Annotated in this window: 14 protein-coding genes and 2 pseudogenes; 5 read left to right on the top strand and 11 right to left on the bottom strand. The window is 47.9% G+C overall.

Annotated elements, in window-relative coordinates; all coding sequences use genetic code 11:
- Positions 1–2: 2 nt before the first annotated feature.
- From M1L52_RS14160 to M1L52_RS14195, 9 genes and pseudogenes are all read right to left on the bottom strand, one after another.
- Positions 3–548 carry a NuoI/complex I 23 kDa subunit family protein gene (locus tag M1L52_RS14160; RefSeq protein ID WP_248615677.1) on the bottom strand — a complete coding sequence of 182 codons (546 nt, stop codon included), beginning with the start codon at positions 546–548 and terminating at the stop codon, positions 3–5.
- A 50-nt stretch (positions 549–598) separates the two neighbouring features.
- Positions 599–1,684: an NADH-quinone oxidoreductase subunit NuoH gene (nuoH, locus tag M1L52_RS14165; protein ID WP_248615678.1), complete on the bottom strand. Its 1,086-nt coding sequence runs from the start codon at positions 1,682–1,684 to the stop codon at positions 599–601.
- Positions 1,685–1,698: 14 nt separating this feature from the next.
- Positions 1,699–2,844: pseudogene (locus M1L52_RS14170) on the bottom strand (NADH-quinone oxidoreductase subunit D); the annotation flags it as partial.
- A gap of 54 nt (positions 2,845–2,898) precedes the next feature.
- Positions 2,899–3,309: pseudogene (locus M1L52_RS16590) on the bottom strand (NADH-quinone oxidoreductase subunit C); the annotation flags it as partial.
- The gene (locus M1L52_RS14175; protein WP_248615680.1) at positions 3,306–4,061 is read right to left on the bottom strand and encodes an NADH-quinone oxidoreductase subunit B; all 756 of its coding nucleotides are present in this window, start codon (positions 4,059–4,061) and stop codon (positions 3,306–3,308) included. The gene M1L52_RS14175 and the pseudogene M1L52_RS16590, both read right to left, overlap by 4 nt.
- Positions 4,052–4,402, bottom strand: coding sequence for an NADH-quinone oxidoreductase subunit A (locus M1L52_RS14180; protein ID WP_248615681.1), 351 nt, complete (start codon positions 4,400–4,402; stop codon positions 4,052–4,054). The genes M1L52_RS14175 and M1L52_RS14180 overlap by 10 nt, the downstream gene beginning before the upstream one ends.
- Positions 4,403–4,588: 186 nt before the next feature.
- Positions 4,589–6,928, bottom strand: a complete 2,340-nt coding sequence (locus M1L52_RS14185; RefSeq protein ID WP_248615682.1) for a DUF4861 family protein — start codon at positions 6,926–6,928, stop codon at positions 4,589–4,591.
- Positions 6,929–6,983: 55 nt separating this feature from the next.
- Positions 6,984–9,221: a S9 family peptidase gene (locus M1L52_RS14190; RefSeq protein WP_248615683.1), complete on the bottom strand. Its 2,238-nt coding sequence runs from the start codon at positions 9,219–9,221 to the stop codon at positions 6,984–6,986.
- A gap of 129 nt (positions 9,222–9,350) precedes the next feature.
- A complete protein-coding gene (locus M1L52_RS14195; RefSeq protein WP_248615684.1) occupies positions 9,351–10,058 on the bottom strand; it encodes a gliding motility protein GldB in 708 nt (235 codons plus the stop codon).
- A 192-nt stretch (positions 10,059–10,250) separates the two neighbouring features.
- Between M1L52_RS14195 and M1L52_RS14200 the strand changes: the two genes are divergently transcribed.
- On the top strand, positions 10,251–11,555 hold the full coding sequence (locus M1L52_RS14200; protein ID WP_248615685.1) for a DUF4861 domain-containing protein: 1,305 nt from the start codon (positions 10,251–10,253) through the stop codon (positions 11,553–11,555).
- Between the two features lie 33 nt (positions 11,556–11,588).
- Here M1L52_RS14200 and M1L52_RS14205 read toward each other — a convergent pair whose 3' ends face one another.
- Entirely contained in the window at positions 11,589–12,608 is a 1,020-nt protein-coding gene (locus M1L52_RS14205; protein ID WP_248615686.1) for a glycosyltransferase family 2 protein, read from the bottom strand.
- Positions 12,596–13,936 (bottom strand): tRNA (N(6)-L-threonylcarbamoyladenosine(37)-C(2))-methylthiotransferase MtaB, encoded by a 1,341-nt coding sequence (gene mtaB, locus M1L52_RS14210; protein ID WP_248615687.1) that lies wholly within the window; start codon positions 13,934–13,936, stop codon positions 12,596–12,598. Before mtaB ends, M1L52_RS14205 begins: the two co-directional genes overlap by 13 nt.
- 313 nt (positions 13,937–14,249) lie before the next feature.
- On the opposite strand from mtaB, the gene M1L52_RS14215 reads away from it, so the two are divergent.
- From M1L52_RS14215 to M1L52_RS14230, 4 genes are all read left to right on the top strand, one after another.
- Positions 14,250–14,510, top strand: coding sequence for a hypothetical protein (locus M1L52_RS14215; RefSeq protein WP_248615688.1), 261 nt, complete (start codon positions 14,250–14,252; stop codon positions 14,508–14,510).
- Positions 14,511–14,887: 377 nt separating this feature from the next.
- Positions 14,888–17,827: a TonB-dependent receptor domain-containing protein gene (locus M1L52_RS14220; protein ID WP_248615689.1), complete on the top strand. Its 2,940-nt coding sequence runs from the start codon at positions 14,888–14,890 to the stop codon at positions 17,825–17,827.
- Positions 17,824–19,158 carry a DUF4876 domain-containing protein gene (locus tag M1L52_RS14225; RefSeq protein WP_248615690.1) on the top strand — a complete coding sequence of 445 codons (1,335 nt, stop codon included), beginning with the start codon at positions 17,824–17,826 and terminating at the stop codon, positions 19,156–19,158. Before M1L52_RS14220 ends, M1L52_RS14225 begins: the two co-directional genes overlap by 4 nt.
- Positions 19,140–20,753 carry a DUF6850 family outer membrane beta-barrel protein gene (locus tag M1L52_RS14230; RefSeq protein ID WP_248615691.1) on the top strand — a complete coding sequence of 538 codons (1,614 nt, stop codon included), beginning with the start codon at positions 19,140–19,142 and terminating at the stop codon, positions 20,751–20,753. Before M1L52_RS14225 ends, M1L52_RS14230 begins: the two co-directional genes overlap by 19 nt.
- Positions 20,754–20,777 lie beyond the last annotated feature (24 nt).

Raw genomic sequence — 20,777 nt, forward strand, 5'->3', positions numbered from 1 at the left:
GTTTACTTCGTTTTGGTGTTAAACTTACCGATTTCCTGTGGAGCACCACCATCAATCAGGTTGGGCAGCGAACCACCCTTGTACTGCTCTTTGTCAAGGTGAAGCACCAGCTTAGAGCGATCGAACGTAGCGTTCTCGAAATCGTTAGTAAACTCAATTGCGTCGAAATTGCAGGCATTAGTACAGAGCTGGCAGAACATGCAGTCGCCTAAATCATACTGATAGTCATCGAGCACCTTCTTTTTCTTACCTGTCTCAGGGTCTTCAGCCATGTGACTGGTAATCTTGATGGTGCCGTTAGGACAAGCCTTTTCGCACAAAGTACAAGCCGTACACTTGTATGCACCGTTCTCGTCGCGCTTGAACACCAAGCGACCACGATGGCGAGCAGAAACGTGAAGTGTGGTCTTGCGATTCTCAGGGTACTGCTCAGTTGACTTATTGGTAAAGAAGTCCTTGAAGTATTCCTTCCAGGTAATCTTCATACCAGTAGCCAGCGTCTTAATGCCGTGCCCGAGTTCTCCAAAATATGATTGTTCTTTTTCCATTTTAATTTTTGTTTTTCTAGTGATACTAGTCCAACTAGTTTAACTAGTTTCTAGAAATAAAATCCCAAAGCCACAACCACAGTCATCACCACAAGGTTAATGAGCGCCAGCGGCATAAGGTATTTCCACTCGAGTTTCAGAATCTGGTCGATACGCAGACGTGGGAAGGTCCACTTAATCCACATGAGAATCCACACAAGACCAAAGGCCTTCAGCATGAACCATACGATGCCAGGAATGTAGTTCATCACAGCATCAACAGCCTCCACACCAATATTCATAGGAGCCCAGCCGCCAAGGAATACGGCAGCAGCAATACCTGCTATAATAAAGAGATTGAGGAACTCAGCCAGATAGAAGAAGCCAAAGCCCATTCCTGAATACTCAGTATGATGACCAGCGGTAAGCTCACTCTCAGCCTCAGCCATATCGAACGGACCACGGTTTGCCTCAGCATTACCAGCTACGAGGAACACGAGGAAAGCGATGATAGCTGGGACATGACCTTGGAAAATGAGCCACTTCCAAGGACCGGTCTGAGCTTCTACGATTCCACTCATCTGCATTGTACCTGTCAGGATTACAGCAGTAATGAGACAGAGACAGAGCGACATCTCATACGAGATCATCTGTACTGCGCCACGCATAGCCGACACAACAGAGTATTTGTTGTTAGAGCCCCAACCAGCGAGGAAGATACCAACGACGCCAATTGAAGAGATGGCTGTCAAGAGGAATACGCCTACATTAAAATCAAGAATGGTTGCGCCATTGTTCCAAGGAAGGAAGCAGAAGGCGCCCACAGAACCGATAATAACGAGGAATGGAGCAACAATATAGAGAAACTTATCAGCCTTGTCAACGAAGAAGATCTCCTTGATAAGCATCTTCAACACGTCGGCAAAAACCTGTAGCAAGCCCCAGTATCCTACACGCATCGGGCCAAGACGGCACTGGAAGTAGGCACAGACTTTACGCTCCATAAATATCAGTGCGCAGGCAATCAGAGCATAAGCCGTTAATACGACTACACCTACGAGCACGCACTCAATTAATATCGACAGGAAATCTCCTAAACCGAGTGTCTCGCGAAGGAGAGCGTCGAACCATTGTGTAAAAATAGAGAAATCAAACATAATTCTAAACGCTTTTATCTGTCAATATCAGGAATTACGAAGTCAATAGCAGCACCTGTAGCCACGAGGTCGGCAATCTTCTGACCACGCAGCATAGGATCGAGTGCGCCTGTCAGCGAGAGACCCATTGGGCGCATCTTCAGACGATATGGGCTCTTGTCACCACGGCTGTCAAGATATACGCCAAACTCACCGCTTGCTCCTTCTACAGAGAAGTACCACTGTCCCTCGGGAACCTTAATGATTGGCTTCTGCTTAACATAGAAGTCGCCTTCAGGAATATTATCGATGAGCTGCTCAATGATGTGCAAGCTCTGATACATCTCGTTGATATGTATAGTATAGCGATCCATTGTATCACAGCCAGTCATAGTAACCTGCTCCCACTCCACCTTGTCATACATGTCATATGGATGGTTCTTGCGCACATCGTTAGCCCAGTCGGAAGCACGTCCGGCAGGACCGGTAACAGCATAACTGATGCAGTCTTCCTTCGACATAGGACCAACCTTCTCGAAACGTTTGTGAGTAATAATGTTGTCACCAAACACATCGACATACTCCTGAATAATAGGCTTCATGTACTTGATGAGGTCCTTCACGTTCTTTACGAAGTTTGGATCAATATCAGCCTGCAAGCCACCAATTCTATAATAGTTCTGAATCAGACGTCCACCTGTGGTCTCCTCCATGCAATTGAGTACATGCTCACGGTCGCGCATAGAATAAAGGAATGCAGTAAGAGCGCCCATATCCTGAGCACAGCAGCCAACATAAAGAAGGTGTGAATCGATACGCTGCAACTCATCCATTATGGTACGGATATACTTGATACGATCAGTAAGTTCGACACCCATACCCTCCTCAATAACACCAACTAATGCATGACGATGCATCATGGCGGAGAGGTAGTTCAGACGATCGGTCAAAGCCAATGTCTGTGGATAGGTCATGTTCTCACACATCTTCTCAATACCACGATGGATATATCCAAGATGAGGATAAACGCGCTTCACAGTCTCACCGTCGAGAACTGTCTGAAGACGAAGCACACCGTGAGTTGATGGGTGCTGAGGACCAATGTTCACCACGTAAGCATCATTATCGAAGAGACGGTTCTGCTTTGACTGCAGCACGCCATCTTTATCAAGATAATACTCCAAACCGTAGTCTGGCTCATTGTCATCCTCCAGTGTATATTCGTCATTGAACTTCCAATCCTTGCGGAAAGGATAGCCTTTGAAGTCAGAACGCAGGAACAGACGGCGCATATCTGGATGACCTAGGAACACGATGCCGAAGAAGTCATAAACTTCACGTTCCAGCAAATCAGCTACCTTCCAGATGTTAATGACTGAAGGCAGATATGCCATCACCTGTCCATCAGTATCGCCAGTACCATTGCTCGACATTCCGTCGCCACAGACCTGTGTCTTGGCAAGCATCTTAACGCTGCAACGCTCGTGGGTCTTGGTATTTTCAAGAATATAGATACACCCAAGCCCCTCCTCACCGAAGTCCTCACCTACAATCGTTACCAGGTAGTCGAAGCCTTTCTTCTCTTTCAGATTTGCCATCTCAGAGGCAAACTTATCGAAATCGAATGTTATAAATTCTAGTTTCATGCGTTTTCCTCCTCTTTTTGGGTGTTACTAGTATTACTAGTTTGAGTAGTCTGATTAGTTTGGCTAGCCATCTCCTTCACAAAATCCTCGGGCACATCAGTTACCACGATGGTCTCGCGGCGATGATCGCCCAGTCGGCGAGCTGTGAGCTCCTCATTAGATACGCCTAACTGAGCCTCCTCGTTGTTCTGTTTGTGGTTAGCGCCACCGAAGAATTTTTCAATCTTCACCTTACGCTGCAACTGCATCATGCCATACATGATAGCCTCTGGACGTGGAGGACATCCTGGGATGAACACATCAACAGGAACGATTTCCTCGATACCCTTTACTACATGATAGCTTGACTTGAAGGGACCTCCGCTGATAGCACAGCCACCCACAGCAATAACATACTTTGGTTCAGCCATCTCGTCGTACAGACGCTTCAACAGTGGAGCCATCTTGTGAGTGATGGTACCTGCACACATGATGAGGTCAGCCTGTCGTGGAGAGTTACGCGTAACTTCGAATCCGAAGCGGGCGAAGTCGTAACGTGCACAGCCACAAGCCATAAACTCAATACCGCAGCAGCTGGTAGCAAAAGTAAGAGACCAAAGCGAGTTTGCGCGTCCCCAGTTGATGAGCTTGTCCAGACTGCCCGTAATCACATTTACGCCACCCTCATGGAGCTGATCAATCAGCTTCTCGAGCGACTCGTTGTCATTCCACTCTTCATAGGGGATCGACTTGATTTTCGGCTTTATTTCCATTCAAGCGCTCCTTTCCGCCAGGCGTATGCGAGACCCAGCACTAATACTACCAAGAAGAACCCGATTGACAGCAGCGCCATCACTCCGAAGTCCTTCACTACTACAGCCCATGGATACAGAAACACCGTTTCCACATCGAACATGAGGAACAGGATGGCGAACAGGTAGAAGCCCACATGCACAGGCAGCCAGGAAGTACCACGAGTAGGAATACCACACTCGTAGGGTTCTCCTTTCACCTTGGCGTATGAGCGCGGACCTATCAGCTTAGCAATAATGTAAGCAGCCGCCACCAGTGTAATAGCCGTCAGGAAGACGGTAATTAACATTGTGAAATTCATAATAATATAAAAAGTTGTTATAACAATATTGTTTGCTTGCAAAGCGGTTGCAAAGGTAGTAAATTAAATGCAAACGAGTAACATAATTATTTAGTTTTTTTTCTTCAACGAAAAACATTGTCTCCTTGAGACAGCTATACTATCACGAGAAGACAATGTTATTCCATTACTAATTTGCCAATAAAACTATTGCAATTCGACATTAAGCGGATGACACATTGAGCGAAGTGTCCATTCGGAACGAGCCTGCCACTCCTGCATGGTGCGCACATCAAACTTGCTCCAGGCAGAACCGAAGCAGTAAGTATATTTCTCTCCAGAATATGCATGCAATACGCCAAGAGCGTGTCCCTCATTACCTCCACTTGGACGATTGAACATCAGCTTCTTTGTTTCGTTGACTCCTTTCGGGAACAGAGCAGCAACGAAGAGCTGGCAGTTGTTCACTCGAGGATTGTCTGTCGGGTCGGCATAAAGCACATAATCGTTACCTAACTCAACGTTCTCCTTATCCTCAGAATGAATGACTACGCCAGTAGCAAATGACACAGGTTTTGTCAGTCCTTCATAAGATACGGTCACCTTGTTGAAATTCGAGCCTTTATCAAGCTGAATTGTGCGATGCTCCACAACAGCAGAGTCGCCGTTTATCACAGCTGGATTATATGTAAGATGAACAGTTGTACGCATCGGACCATTATCCAGTATCTCATAAGATTTGAAGCAATACGGGTATTTCAGCTCGCCGTCAACCATCAAAGCAGGAGTGCCACAGCCCAGTGTAGGACCGACCTTATAGAGGTCCATTCCGCGTCCATGGTCATTATGATATGAGTTCAAACGATAGAGCGAGTCTCCGCGCTGCCAATTCTCACGACGAAGCTTTTCTACTGCCGACATCATCACCACATCTTCTATCCAATATCGTTGCTCCACAACAAGCTCAGGAGTGTTCTTCGACCACACATCCACGCCATATGAGCGCTCGCCAGTCTTCTGCAGAGCAGGGCCGTATACGCGATATGCGCCACGATCATTCTCCCACGCATAGTCATCCTTTCGCTCTGGATATATTCTTCCATAACATGTTGAAGGATAAGCCTTTGGAGTACCTTTTCTAATCTTAAACGTTAATACACTTTTAGGTTGCACTCCAGCATCCAAAAGAAGTTTTCCGTCATAGCTGAGCTGATAAGGAACTTCCAATCCACCTTCATCATACACGATAAACTGTCGCCCGCCTTGTATGCCAAGCTTCTGGAACAGCTGAGATGTTTCCACCTCAATAACCTCTTGGCGAAACTCCGAACTTTCATTCTTAACAACGATACGGCAAACAGCATCTCCTATAGCCACACCATGAGAACAACCTAACGATGCAGGACATGAAGCGTCATCAAAACGCACTTTCTCACATGCTGCTAACAAGAAGGCACCCACTCCGAAATTAGCCTCATTCTTCTCTGAAAGCTGCTGTCCCGGAATAGCCCTCTCTCCGATAGGCTGAACGAAGCCTACTGCACCTGAGGGTTGAAGTGCTTTCTCTGTCAGATATTTCCATGCACGCTGCATCACAGGCTCATATTCTGCACGGTTGAGCATTCCATGATTCATGCCCCAAAGCAGTCCATAAGTAAAGAAAGCCGTACCCGATGTCTCTGGTCCTTCAGCGTGGTCTTTGTCAAGCATAGAGCGTGTCCAGTAGCCTTCCGGCTGCTGACATTTTGCCACAGCTGCAGCCAGTTCCTTAAAACGCTTTTCGAAGAACGGACGGTTCTTATAATCTGTAGGCATATCCGTAAGCACCTTTGCCAGTCCGGCCAGCACCCATCCGTCACCACGTGCCCAAAAGTCTTTAAGTCCGTTACGAGTCTTAACCTTAGGATAGATATATTTAGCATCGCGGAAATACAGATGCTCCTCGTTGTCATACATCAGTTCGTCAGCCCATTTGTAGTTCTCGTAGAGCTTGTCCAGATACTTCACCTCACCTGTTGCCTTATACAGCTTCGTCATTACAGGCATAACCATATATAGAGCGTCAGCCCACCACCAGAAATCATTCTGAGGCATTCTCACCTCTGTATCCATCACCTCTATCGCACGCTTAATCTTGAATGGGTCTGGATTTAGTTCGTAGAGGTCCAGATAGGTCTGGAAACAAATCTGCCAGTCGCCGAAGAGCACATAGTCGTGTCCCTCACCGTAGTTCTTGTATTTCCATTTCGAAACATCCTTCTCCTGTGCTCCCATCCATTTGTTATGTCGTGCCCAAGCGTCACTATACGCCTGCCAGCGAGCCATGCCAAGCAGCTTGTAAGCCTCCATATTGCCTGTATGGTAAGCTGCTTCATCCCAGAACGAGCGCACTTCAGGCTTATGATTCTGTTGCCAATAGTCATTAACCTTAGTAATTATCTCAATGGTTGGAGGCACAGGATTTGCCTTCACGCGCTTTTTCTTGGCAGCATTCGCCGAGATTGTCACAGCAATCAGCGTCAGTAGTAAAATAGTGACTTTCTTCATGTGGTAATAGTTTTTGATGTATTAGTATGGTAATTGTATTTTAGCACGTTAGTGTTTACTTCATATTGTCATTGAAGAAGTTAATGCACTGGCGGAAGAGGTGGTTACGCGTGTTACCACCATAAATGCTGTGATTACGATTGGTATAAACCAACTGACGGAAATCCTTGTCGGCCTGAACAAGAGCTTCTACATATTCTGCCGTATTCTGATAGTGCACATTATCGTCGGCCAGTCCGTGACAGAGCAGCAACGCTCCGCTAAGCTTTGATGCTCGAGCTATGGGGTTCACCTCATCGTAGCCAGAGGCGTTCTCCTTCGGTGTGCGCATGAAGCGCTCGGTATAGACCGTATCATAATAGCGCCAGCTGGTAGGAGGAGCTATGGCCACGCCTGCAGCAAAGACCGCCCTACCCTCGCTCATCGACATCAATGTGTTCCAACCTCCGTAAGACCATCCCCAGATGCCTATGCGTTTGGCATCGACATATGACTGCTTGCCAAGCCACAATGCGGTTTCCACCTGGTCGCGAGCTTCAAGTTCGCCAAGACGCAGATAGGTACACTTCTCAAACTCCGCACCTCTGCCGCCTGTGCCACGATTATCCACACAAACCACAATATAGCCCTGCTGTGCCAAGTATTGCTCAAGAATGGCACCCTGTCTATTCATTCCTATGTTCCATGCATTCATCACCTGCTGGCTTCCAGGACCTCCATATTGATACATTATGACAGGATATTTCTTCTGCGGGTCAAAGTTCTTTGGCTTAACCATCCAGCCACAGAGTTTTGTCTCGGGAGTGGTGAAGATAAAGATTTCTTTCGTGCCCATATCGTAGGAGTCATACTTTTCCTTCAGTTCCTTGTTGTCAATGAGCGTAGCAAGCGTCTTTCCCGCGTTATTACAAAGAGTATAAGTGGTGGGATTATTCAGGTCGCTCCAAGTACATAGGAAGTTCTTGAAGTCTGAAGAGAAAACAGCTGTGTTCCAGCCAGCCTTCTCCGTCAAGCAGTCCACCTTGCCGTTCTTTCTCGACACATAGACCTTCTGGTCTGTCGGGCCTTCGCTCAGGGCAGCGAAATAGAGGTCTCCAGTAGCTTCGTTATAGCCATACACATCGGTTACTATTGTATGAGCTGTTCCGCCAAGACGTGTTCCCGGCTTCTCCAAGTCACCCACCGTGCGCACCAACTGACCATTAAGGTTATAGAGATAGATATGGTTATATCCGTCGCGCTCGCTGGTGAGAACCATATATTTGTCAGAAAACTTTACGTTTGCAAATACATTCTCGTTGATATACTTATCCACTCTGTCTTCTACAATCTGCTGACAAACAGTGGATAACGGATTAGCTACAAATACTCTTAACAGGTCTTGGTGACGATTCAATGTGAATACAACAATCTTTGACGAATCGCTTGTTGCCTTGATACGAGGTATGTAACCGTCTTCATCTAAGGGAAGAGCAATCTTGCGAGTCTGATGACTCTTTATGTCGAAGCTCCAAAGGCTAACTTTCGAGTTATCCTCGCCAGCCTTCGGATATTTATATGTGTAAAGGCCTGGATAAGCAGCATTCTCCTTACGTTCCGGCGACAAGCCTTTAAACATCTGCATGCTATATTCCTTAACCTTCGACTCATCATATCGCACCCATACAATCTGACGCGAATCGGCAGTAAACACCATTGACGAGTTGAACGAGAACTCTTCTTCGTTCACCCAGTCGGGTATTCCGTTTATTATCTCATTACGCTTTCCGTCTTTGGTAACCTGACTCTCAGCATTACCATACAGAAGTTTTACGAGCCAAATGTTGTTATCTCTTACAAAAGCCACCTGATAGCCGTCAGGGCTCCACACCGGAGTCTGCTGTGCACCTCCATTGCTCAGTGGCTCAAGTTTATTGTTGCCGATATTATATATATAATAGGTAGCCTCAAACGAGTGGCGATACACGGGCTTTGTCCCAGTCTGTATAAGAATATGCTTTTCCGTGGGACTCATGACATATCCTTCTATCTTTTCCACTTTAGCTCCGCGGGTATTCTTCACATCAAACAGAACGCCTGTCTGTTTGCCTGTCTTAAACGAATACTTCACTATCTGTTTTCCGTCTGTCGAAATCTGTGTATAGCTCTCTCCGTCAGAAAGTGCTTTTATTGAAGAGATGCCTTCAACGCGAAATGTGCCATTTGTAATATCTTTCAGGCTTAATTGTTTTCCAGCAAACAGCTCTACCACAAAAAACAGCAGAACAATACTCGATAATAATACTTTTTTCATCTCGGTGTTTAATTAGTTTTCGTGCAAAGTTAATAATTAAATCCGAAAAAATACAGAAATCATAGCATAAAAAAAGTAAATGCCTGCAAACAAGCAGACATCAACAAACTACACCAAAGGCCAAGAGAATCATTCCGATGCAGAATTAACCAACAGTTCAGTAAACGACCATCCTTTGTCTGCCTTTAGCTTTTCAGCCAGATCAACATACTCTGTATCAAAGACTTTCCTGTTCATCACGGTGTTTACCACATGATGCACCCTTCCAATATAGACTTTGGAATCGACATTTGAAGGCTCAGGGAAAATGCTCAGCAGATAGAAGCCTATACAGTCTGGCACGATGTAGTCACGCGTCATCATTGAGCGCTGACTTTCGGTATAGCCATACTTGATATAAATGGGATAGTCACTTCCAAGATATTTGTCAAGCGATATACCTAAGAAGCCGTTACCTACGACAACGCTCTGATCCAATGAACCAATCTGGGTATATACAAGCGGTATTTCAGTATTGGGAACGAGTTGCTTAAGACGCTCAAATGCCACAAGCAACTGGTCTGCAATAGGCTGGAAATCATCATATTGTCTTCCTACTTCCGAAATGATTGTCTGTAGCGTTGAATCCTGGAAGAAAGAATAAAGTCGTGAATTGATGTGTGCATCATCAACATTTCCAAGTTGCAACACATCCTCTATCAGCCTACGGGTCTGCAGAGGATAGCGTGTCTGCATCTCACGCAGCGATGCATAATCGCCTGTCGTTAGGAATGCGCTCTCAACACGGTCATAGCGTTCTACGAAGTTCACGAGATCCACCTCAGAATCACTTCGCATACGCCACTCGCATCCTAAACACGCAAGCATTGCAACCAGTAATATAATGTATGCCTTTTTCACAAAAAATACACAATACTGTTAATTTTAGATGCAAAAGTACTAAAAATACTTTTAAAAACAAAATTTTAACCTAAAATATTTAAAAATTTATTCAATTATATTACTTTTGTGGTAAAAACAAGCTATAACATGAACAGCAAATCATTATTTTTCATCACTTTTTTAGGCTTTAGTACCCTCAATTCTCAGTACACTATTGCCTCCACTTCACTTAATCAGTCTGCTCAGCTCAATGCTGACAGCAAGGCTGCAACAACTTTGGAAGTCAGCGTAAGCAACAGTACCAAGAACGAACGTCATGACGAGCCTGTTGTGATAGACTTGAAAGAATACAGCATGATACAATCTGCACTTGTTACCGATGCCGATGGCAAAGATATTCCTTGTCAGTTAGACGATCTTGACGGCGACGACCAGATGGACGAGCTGTGTTTTCTTGTTGACCTTAAGCCCAAGGGCAATGTATCTTTCAACGTCAAGCTTTTCCGTGAAGGTGAGCCTCGCCAATACACACCTCGCGTCTATGCCGAGATGCTGATGAGAAACGACAAGGTGAAGCAGAAGAACCAGCACAACAACTTCATAGAAAGCATTACTGCCAGAGGCGACTGTGCCAACTCCTATAACCTTCAGCACCACCATGGAGTAAGCTTTGAGAGCGAACTCAATGGAATAAGAATCTATTTCGACAAGCGCCAGACCCTCGATTTATACGGAAAATTCAAGAAACGTCTCGAACTGCAGGATACACAGTTCTACACTCAGGCTGACCAGAAGGAGCAAGGCTATGGCGACGATGTGCTTTGGGTAGGCAACACCTTCGGTCTTGGTGCCTTCAGAGGATGGAACGGTAGCGAGTCAACCATGATTGATCCTGTCAAGACACGCACTCAACGCGTTGTCAGCTATGGTCCTCTGCGCACGATTGTAGAAATCATTGACCGCGGATGGAAGGCTTCGGCCGACAAGGCTCCAATAAACATGACAATCCGTTACACTCAGTATGGTGGTCATCGCGACACCGATGTTGATGTGTTCTTCAATAAGGATGTTTCCGACTACACGTTCTCAACGGGCATCATCAACATTGAGAATTCTGAAGAATACTCCGACCACAATGGACTGCGCGCCTGCTGGGGTACCGACTGGCCTTCTACCGATACCTTGAAATGGAAGAGAGAGACCCTTGGCCTCGCTATCTGTATTCCACAGAAGAACATCACCAAGGAAGTAGCTGCCGTAAAGGGTTCTCGTGGGGGAGACTACACCTTCGTTGTCAAGAGCTCAGCCGACAGAATCAGCTACAAAGTAGCTTATAGTTCCGCTAACGAAGAGTTCGGCTTCCACTCAGCCGCCGACTGGTTCCGCTGGGTGAAAGACTGGAAACGCAACATCTGCAATCCTATTAAGGTAAAGTGCAAAATAAAAAAATAGAAAACATCGCTGTTTTCTATTAGTTATTCTTCGTCAAGGCAAGTCGCTGAATCGTTTCCGTCCCTTGACATAATATTGCCAGAGCAATGAGTACGAGCGTTGCTCTGGTATTTTCTTTTCCTTGCGGCTCGCCTGAATGCGCTTACGGTCCTCTTCAAAGTCCTTTCGCCAGCGCCTGAAGTCGCTACGGGCACGCAGCACAGCCTTGAAATCACCTATATTACGCTTCAGAATCAGCATCTCAAAGGCTGCCACATAGTCAAGCAGACAGCGCCAGCGCATCACGCTCTTAAGCTCATCGCCAGGCAGGCACTTGTAGAGCATAGTGAGATTATTTCTGAAGTTAAGGTATGTCTTCATGGGATTACCCTTCGGAAGCGTGCCTCCACCCACGTGGTAGATATGGCTTTCAGGCAGACAGACTATCCGATAACCCATGATTCTCATTCGCCAACAGAGGTCTATCTCCTCGTTGTGTGCAAAGAATCGGGAGTCGAGTCCTCCCACCTCTTTATATATACGCGCGCGCACGAAGAGAGCTGCTCCTGTAGCCCAGAGCACATCGGCCGCAGAATCATACTGTCCCCTATCCTCTTCTACTGTCTCAAACACGCGTCCTCTGCAAAACGGGTATCCGAAGCGGTCAAGGAATCCACCTGAAGCGCCTGCATATTCAAACATCTCACGGTTGGCTTCAGACAGTAGCTTTGGCTGACAGGCAGCCACCTCCTGATGCTCTTCCATATATCTGAGCATAGGTTTAAGCCAGTCCTGAGTGACCTCAATATCTGAATTTAGCAGCAGATAATACTCTGCGTCAATCTGCGCCAGCGCCTTGTTGTAGCCTTCAGCAAATCCCCAGTTCTTGTCAAGCAATATCAGCTTACATTCAGGGAACTGCTCTTTCAACATCTGAACAGAATCGTCTGTCGAGGCGTTGTCAGCCACATAGACTGTCGCATCGTCGGAAGAGTATTTCAATACCGACGGCAGGAAACGACGCATCATTTGAGCTCCGTTCCAGTTAAGTATGACTATTGCTATTTTTTCCATTCTATGTTCAATGCTTTTAGCGCCGACTTGTCACGATTGAAGTCGCCCAGATCCACCGTTACGAGTTGATTGTCTAGCTCTGGTCGGGCATTGGCAGCACTCAGTTCAACTCTCAGATAGTTGCGTGTGAAGCCATGCATTGCCTTGCCCCTATTAGCTTTCTCAAACAGCACCTCCACACTTTTGCCTATGTGCTCTGCATAGAAATCGTGGGTTTTCTGTTCCGACAGCTCCAGAAGCCGCTTGCTTCTCAGCTTTTTATCCTGCTCCGTTACCACATAGTCTATCTTCAGAGCAGACGTTCCAGGGCGTTCCGAGTATGGGAACACATGAAGCTGAGTGACAGGAAGCGACTGCAGCAGGTTGTAGGTTTCCTCAAAACGCTCGGGTGTCTCGCCGCGGCAGCCCACCATCACGTCCACACCAAAGAAGACGTCTGGCATTGCTTCCTTAATTGCCAAAATCTTGTCGGCAAAGAGCTTGCTGTCATAATGGCGATGCATCAACTTCAATACCTCGTCGCTGCCACTTTGAAGCGGTATGTGGAAATGAGGCATGAAAGCACGACTCTGCGCACAATAGTCTATCAGCTCCTGACTAATCAGGTCGGGCTCCAAGCTGCTTATGCGATAGCGACTGATACCCTCCACCTCATCAAGAGCCTTGACAAGCGACAGGAAATCCTCGCCAGTAGTCTTTCCGAAGTCACCAATGTTCACGCCTGTGAGCACTATCTCCTTTCCACCCTCGGCAGCTGCCTGCCTTGCCTGCTCCACGAGCGACGCTATCGATGCGTTACGACTGAATCCGCGAGCGTAGGGAATGGTACAGTAAGTGCAGAAATAGTCACAACCGTCCTGCACCTTCAGGAAATATCGCGTCCTGTTGCCACGCGAGCAACTTGGCGCAAACGACGTTATGTCTTTCGTCTTTTTAGAGAAAGCCTTCTCATTGCATTTTCCACTCCAAGCGTCAGAAAGAAACTGAATGAGATTTGACTTCTCGTCTGTGCCAAGCACAAGATCCACTCCGTCAATCTTCGCCACGCTCTCCGTCTTCAATTGCGCGTAGCAGCCCGTAACCACAACAAAGGCGCCGGGGTTCTCCCTGACAAGCCTGTGTATCACCTGACGGCATTTATGGTCGGCTACCTCAGTTACAGAACAAGTATTTATAAGGCAAATATCTGCCTTTTCGCCTTCCTCAGCAGCTACAACGCCCATTTCTCCGAGCATTTTTCCAAATGTGGATGTCTCAGAGAAATTCAGCTTGCAGCCAAGCGTAGCATATTTTGCTTTTTTGCCATGGAAAGCAGAAGAGTCTATCATAACAAGTCGCTAATATATAATAATATGTGTAATAAGTAAAACAGCAGCCCGAACAGTCTTTTCTGTACGGACTACAAAGGTAACACATTTTTACGAGAAAACTTAAAAAACAACAATTTTTCGTATACGTGTATTTTTGATACCAATTTTTAACATTTCACAACTCACTGATTTCTAAGCAGTTATTCAAAAGTTACAAAAAACGGCAAAAAAAAATCAAAAAAAATGTATCGCCGTATAAAAAAAATACGTACCTTTGCATCGTTTTAAATAACAAATGATTGTTTTACAGATTTATTAAAAAAGCAAAGAAATGAAAAAGATTGCATTTATGTTCGTTGCAGCTGCTCTGTTCGCAGCTTGCGGTGAGAAGAAGGCCCAGGAGGCTGAGGTAGCTGTTGTAGAGGAAGTTGTTGAGACAATCGACACTGCAGCTGTTATGGCACTCGTTGGCGATACCACTGGTATGGATTCTGCCGCTTTCGCTGAGCGTTTCGCATTCGTAGCAGACTCTTTGAAGGCTGCTGCTGCTGACACCACAGCAACTGACTCAACTGTTGAGGCTGCTCAGTAATATCTGACGAACTTAATGGTAACACAAATGCTATTGGACGTGAGTCCAGTAGCATTTTTTATGTGCATATTGACGAGCCATGATTCAGCGTGGCACAATTCGCTACCGCCGTGGCCAACGAACTAATGTGGGCATTGGAAGGCCTGGTACATTATGTATCAAACTACTATTCTAATAGGCCTCAAAAGACTTGTTTTTCCCCTTATTTGACAAATTATAAACCCCAAAAAGCGTTTGGCCTAAACACTCGAAGTGATCTAACTAAACACTATGGGCGTTATTACTAAACGCTCATGACGTTAAATAAGAAAAAACAAATGCGTTTGTTTTGTTCTTCTCTCGACTTTTCGTAACTTTGCCGACAGATATAGAATAATATGGTATTACGCCTACTGCATATCATTGGTTTCTGGATGTGCCTGTCACTTGCCGTGACAGCACAGAAGTATCAGGTGACCGGCATCGTGTATGATGCGGACACCGAGAAGCCTATTGAGTTCGCATCGGTGATGCTCGCTGAGAGCGGACTATGGGCGGTGACCAATGCGAAGGGCGAATTCACGATAAAGAACGTGCCCAAGGGCTGGAACACGCTCACGGTGCAATGTCTGGGCTACAGGAAGCGCACGTTCCCTATGGAGCTGACACGAACCGTTGACGACATGCGACTGCGCCTGAAGCCCGAAAACCTAAAGCTTAGCGAGGTGACTGTCGTGGCAAAGAGAAAGACCGACGAGGCCACCACAAGCTATACCATAGACCGACAGGCGCTGGATCAGCAGCAGATAATAAGTCTGAGCGACATTCAGGCGCTATTGCCTGGCGGCAAGACCGTTAACCCATCGCTGATGGACGACAGCCGATTGGCTCTAAGAAGCGGCAGTGGCGAGAAAGGCAACGCCTCGTTTGGCACAGCCATAGAGGTTGACGGCATGCGCATGGACAACAACGCTGCGCTGGGAGAGACAATGGGTGCATCGATACGCGCGCTGAGCTCGTCGAACATAGAAAGCGTGGAGATAGTGACGGGCATACCATCGGTGGAATATGGCGACCTGTCAAACGGCGTGGTGAAGGTAAACACGCGCAAGGGTAAGTCGCCGTTTATAGTAGAGGGAAAGATAAACCAGCACACTCATCAGATAGCAGTAAACAAGGGTTTTGAGCTGTCGAAGAGGGGCGGAGTGATAAACACGTCAATAGAGCGTGCACGCTCGTTCTCAAACGCGGCATCGCCTTACACAGCCTATGAGCGCAACGTGCTCTCGATGCACTATATGAACATTTTCATGCGCGAGACAACGCCGCTAACGCTCAACGTGGGACTGACGGGCAACCTTGGCGGATATGACTCGAAGGCCGACCCCGACGAGATGCTCAACGACTACTCGAAGGCTCACGACAACACGCTGCGCGCTAACGCAGAGCTACACTGGCTGCTGAACAAGCGCTGGATAACAAACATGTGGCTGAGCGGAGCCTTCGCCTATACAGACCGCAGGACGGAAGACTACAGCAGCACGAGCAGCGCCACTACCCTGCCCTATATCCACGCTATGGAAGAGGGCTACTTCATTGCCGACCAGAGCCCCACAGGCTACTGGTACACCCGACGCTTCAACGACTCGAAGCCCACAAGTTGGAACGTGAAGCTGAAGGCCGACTGGACGCGACGCTTCGGCGACACAGCCTACAAACTGCTCATAGGCGCAGACTACTCAGGAAGCCACAACAACGGACGCGGCACATACTACGACGACCCAAAACTCACGCCCACATGGCGCGAATACAGCTACAAGAATCTGCCCACAATGAACAATCTGGCGCTGTATGCCGAGGAGAAGGTAGTAGTGCCCACCACGAAGAAATCAACATTTGAGCTGACGGCAGGCGTGCGAGAGGATATCACGATAATAGGCGGCTCCGACTATGGAACGGTGGGCAGCCTCTCGCCACGTGCCAATTCTCGCTATGTGTTCTGGAGAAACCAGCGCCGACAGCTGGTGAGCGACCTGCTGATACATGCCGGATGGGGAAAAAGCGTAAAACTGCCATCGTTTCAAGTGCTCTACCCCGCCCCAGTCTATACCGACCGCGAAGCCTTCGCCTCGACGAGCGACGCAGCCAACAGGACGTTCCGCGCTTATCACACACAGCCTTCGAAGGCATACTATAACCCCGACCTGCGCTGGCAATACACCAACCAGACGGACATTGGCGCAGAAGCCACCATCAAGGGCACACGCATAGCCCTGTCGGCCTTCTACCACAGAACGAAGCATGCATATATGTCAACGACATCGTACACACCGTTTGCCTACAGCTACACCACCGACCCCAACACGCCTGCTATAGCTCCAGAGAACCGAGTGTTCAGCATAGACCGCAACACGGGTGTGGTGACCATGAGCGACGCTACAGGAGTGGTGGCACCCACAGAGCTCACAGGAACGACGAGGAAGACTTTCGCCACAAACCAGTCATATACCAATGCCGGCATGCCCATTGAGCGCTACGGTCTGGAATGGACGGTTGACTTCGCCCCGATAAAGCCGCTACGCACATCGGTACGCTTCGATGGCAACTACTATTATTATAAAGGCATGGACGAGACACTCTTTGCCGACGTGCCATTAGGCATCAACTCATACATGGCCAACGGACAGCTTTATCAATATGTGGGCTACTATCGCGGAACGAGCGTCAGCAGCACAGCCAACATAGCCGACGCGACGATAGCCAACGGCTCGCTGTCGAAGCAGCTGAACCTCAACGCCACCATAACGACCCACGTGCCAAAAATAAGACTTATAGTGGCACTACGACTGGAGACTACCCTCTACAGTTACCACCGCGACCTGAGCCAGCTGACCACAGGCACGCGAGGATATGTGCTGGAAAACGAAAACGGATATACCGGCGAGCCCTATGACGGCACACCTACCAACAAATCAATAGTGGTCTATCCGGAATACTACACCACATGGGACAACCCCGAGGAAAAGATTCCATTTGCAGAGCGCTTCCTGTGGGCGAAAGACAACGACCCCACACTCTATAGCGACCTGTCGAAACTGGTGCTGCGCTCAAACTACGGCTACATGATGAACCCCAACAGGATATCGGCCTACTACTCAGCCAACCTCAGCGTGACGAAAGAGATAGGCGACCACGTGGCAATATCGTTCTATGCCAACAACTTCTTCAGAAACATGAAGACCGTACACTTGTCGCAGACAGACCTGAGAGAATCGCTCTTCTCAAAAAACTATATACCAAACTTCTACTACGGACTATCGCTAAAACTGAAACTATGAAGAGACTGCTTATAAACATAATGACGATAAGCCTTCTGCTCACGGCATGCGACACGAGCTACGAAGAGAAGATGGAGCTCTACCAGCTGAAGGTGGTTCTCGCAGACAAGGCACACCCTGAGAAATCGTTCCAAGGGGCTACGCTTGAGTTGAGAGGCATAGGGCGCGACGCCATCTTCACCGACACCGCCGACGCCAAGGGAGAAGTGACATTCAGCGTGCCATCAGGCATCTATGAGGCCACATCGCAGCACATCACCAGAATTAAAAACGGAATAAACAATGTGGAGATAAGCAACGGCACATCGGGACAGATAGTCGTGGGAAGAGAAAAAGCCACAAGCATAGTGCTGAACATGGTGAGCGCCAAGGTGAGCCAGCTGGTGATAAAAGAACTCTACAACGGAGGAATAACAAAGGACAACGGACAGGCCTTCCAGAGCGACAAGTGCTTCATACTCTACAATAACTCAAACACAGTAGCTACCTACGACAATCTATGCGTAGGAATAATATCGCCATACAACAGCCATGCTGGCAACAAGTGGTATGACAACGACGGAAAGCTCATCTACGAGAGTGAAGGCTATCTGCCTGCACTCGACGGAATATGGTTCTTCCCGCAGGACTTGACGCTACAGCCCTACAGTCAGGTGGTGGTGAACTGTCATGGGGCTATAGACAACACGCAGACCTATCCGCAGTCGGTGAACTATGCCAACAGCGACTACTACTGCATGTACGACCCCGAGACAGGCTACGTGAACTCAATGTACTACCCCACACCATCGAGCGTCATTCCAGCCTCACACTACCTGAAGGCGGCAAAGATAGGCATATCAAACGCATGGGCGCTGAGCGTCATGTCACCAGCACTCGTGATCTTCCAGGTGAAGGGCACAACGCCACGCGAGTTTGCCACCAACGTGAGCAACCTCACCTACACCCCAAAGGCAAAGCAGGACGATATAAACAAGGTGCTGAAAATACCTGTGGAATGGGTGCTCGACGGCATAGAGGTGTTCATGACAACAGCCAAGAATGCCAACCAGAAACGACTCACCTCGCAGGTTGACGCAGGCTCGGTAGGACTGACAAACCAGCATGGTCACACGCTCTATCGCAACGTGGACAAGGAGGCTACAGAACAGCTGCCTGAGAACGCAGGAAAGCTCGTCTATAACTATCAGCTGGGAGTAGAACCCACCACCGATCCAAGCGGCATTGACGCCGAAGCATCGGCAAAGAATGGTGCCCACATCATATATATGGATACAAACAATTCAACAACCGACTTCCACGAACGACTGAAATGCTCACTTCGAGAATAATCACCATATTGGCAGGCATAACGCTGAGCATCAGTAGCTTAGCACAAGACTCGCTACTACTTCGCGACTATAGGTTCGTGAAGCAGTCGGACCCGTGGCTCACGTCGAAGAATGCTGCGGGCCTCGTCAGATGTGACCTGTTGTCGCCAATCGCCGAAGCAGAGGTAGCCTACATGAACGCTAACGGCGGTCTGACCAACTACGACGGAGCGCCAACGATGTCGAACACCAATGCCGGCATAGAGTCAATATATCGTTTCTCTCCACGAACCGTGCTCTCAGGCGGACTGTCGTACGAGTATTTTGATGGAAAGGAGATGGGCAGCTCGGTGTTCATGCCTATAAACACCCACAGGCCCTTTGACATAGTAGAAGACTCGGTGACCAATCTCGGAAAGAAGCATAGCGACACATACAGGCTCTACGGACGCTTCGCCACAGACATCTGGAACGGAATTGCCATAGGCGCAGACATCAACTATACAGCAGCCAACTATGCGAAATACAAGGACATGCGCCATCAGAACAAGCTGGTGGACATGACGCTTACGGCAGGCATCTACGCTCCGCTTAACAGCTGGTGCAGCGTTGGAGCCAACTATGTGTTCCGCCACAACATAGAGAGCGTGAGGTTTGGAACCTACGGAAAGAGCGACAAGGTATATAAGACGCTCGTGGACTATGCCAACTTCACAGGAATGGTGGAACAGTTTGGCAACGACGGCTATACTGACAAGAGCCGCGAAATGCCACTCGTAGACGACAGACACGGACTGGGCATTCAGCTGTCGCTACGACCTACGAAGCAGACGTTGCTGTTCGGAGAGTTCGGATATGCCCACAGAAAAGGATACTACGGAAGCCATTCGCCATTCACGATAACCTATACAGACCATCATGGCGACTTGTTCGAATACAGGGCACAGCTCAACCACACAACAGGAAGCACGCGACACATAGGTGACTTCTACATGAATGTAGAGAACCTCGTGAACGAGGCTAACACCTATCGCGAGACAAAGAATACCTCTGGTGCTACAAGCTACGAGTATTTCACGCCAGTGAAGACTGCCAACAAAATGTGGATGGACTATGGACTCTCCTACACACTTCTCAGCGGCATTCGCCATCAGTTGCCTACGCTCTCGTTACAGGCAGGCATAAGCAGGATGAAACGCAAACAGACAGCCTATATATATCCCTTCATGCGCAGGCAGGACATAAGCCGCACGCAGCTGTTTGCTAACGCAACTTATAATCTCATCTGTTCACGAGGAGTGTGGACGCTAAGTTTAGATGGCTCGCTGGCCAAAGGCAAGGGCAACGCTTTCGACGATGAACTCTTCGCAACGCCAAGCAGCAAGCAGACACCTCCGCCAAGTATGAACGAATGGCTCTATCAGGAATATGAATATCTCACGGCAGCACAATACAGGCTGGGCGCTGGCGTGAAATATGCCTTCGTATTCCCTGGCACCCGAATGAAGACACATGCCCGCCTGGACATGCATCATGCCAAAGCCAACGAAACCTATACAAACAACAATGGCCACGACCGCACGGAAGCTGTCGTAGCCATTGGATGTACTTTCTAGAGGATGAATTCGAGAAGAATTCTC

This window comes from Prevotella sp. E13-27 (assembly GCF_023217965.1).
Lineage (GTDB): Bacteria > Bacteroidota > Bacteroidia > Bacteroidales > Bacteroidaceae > Prevotella.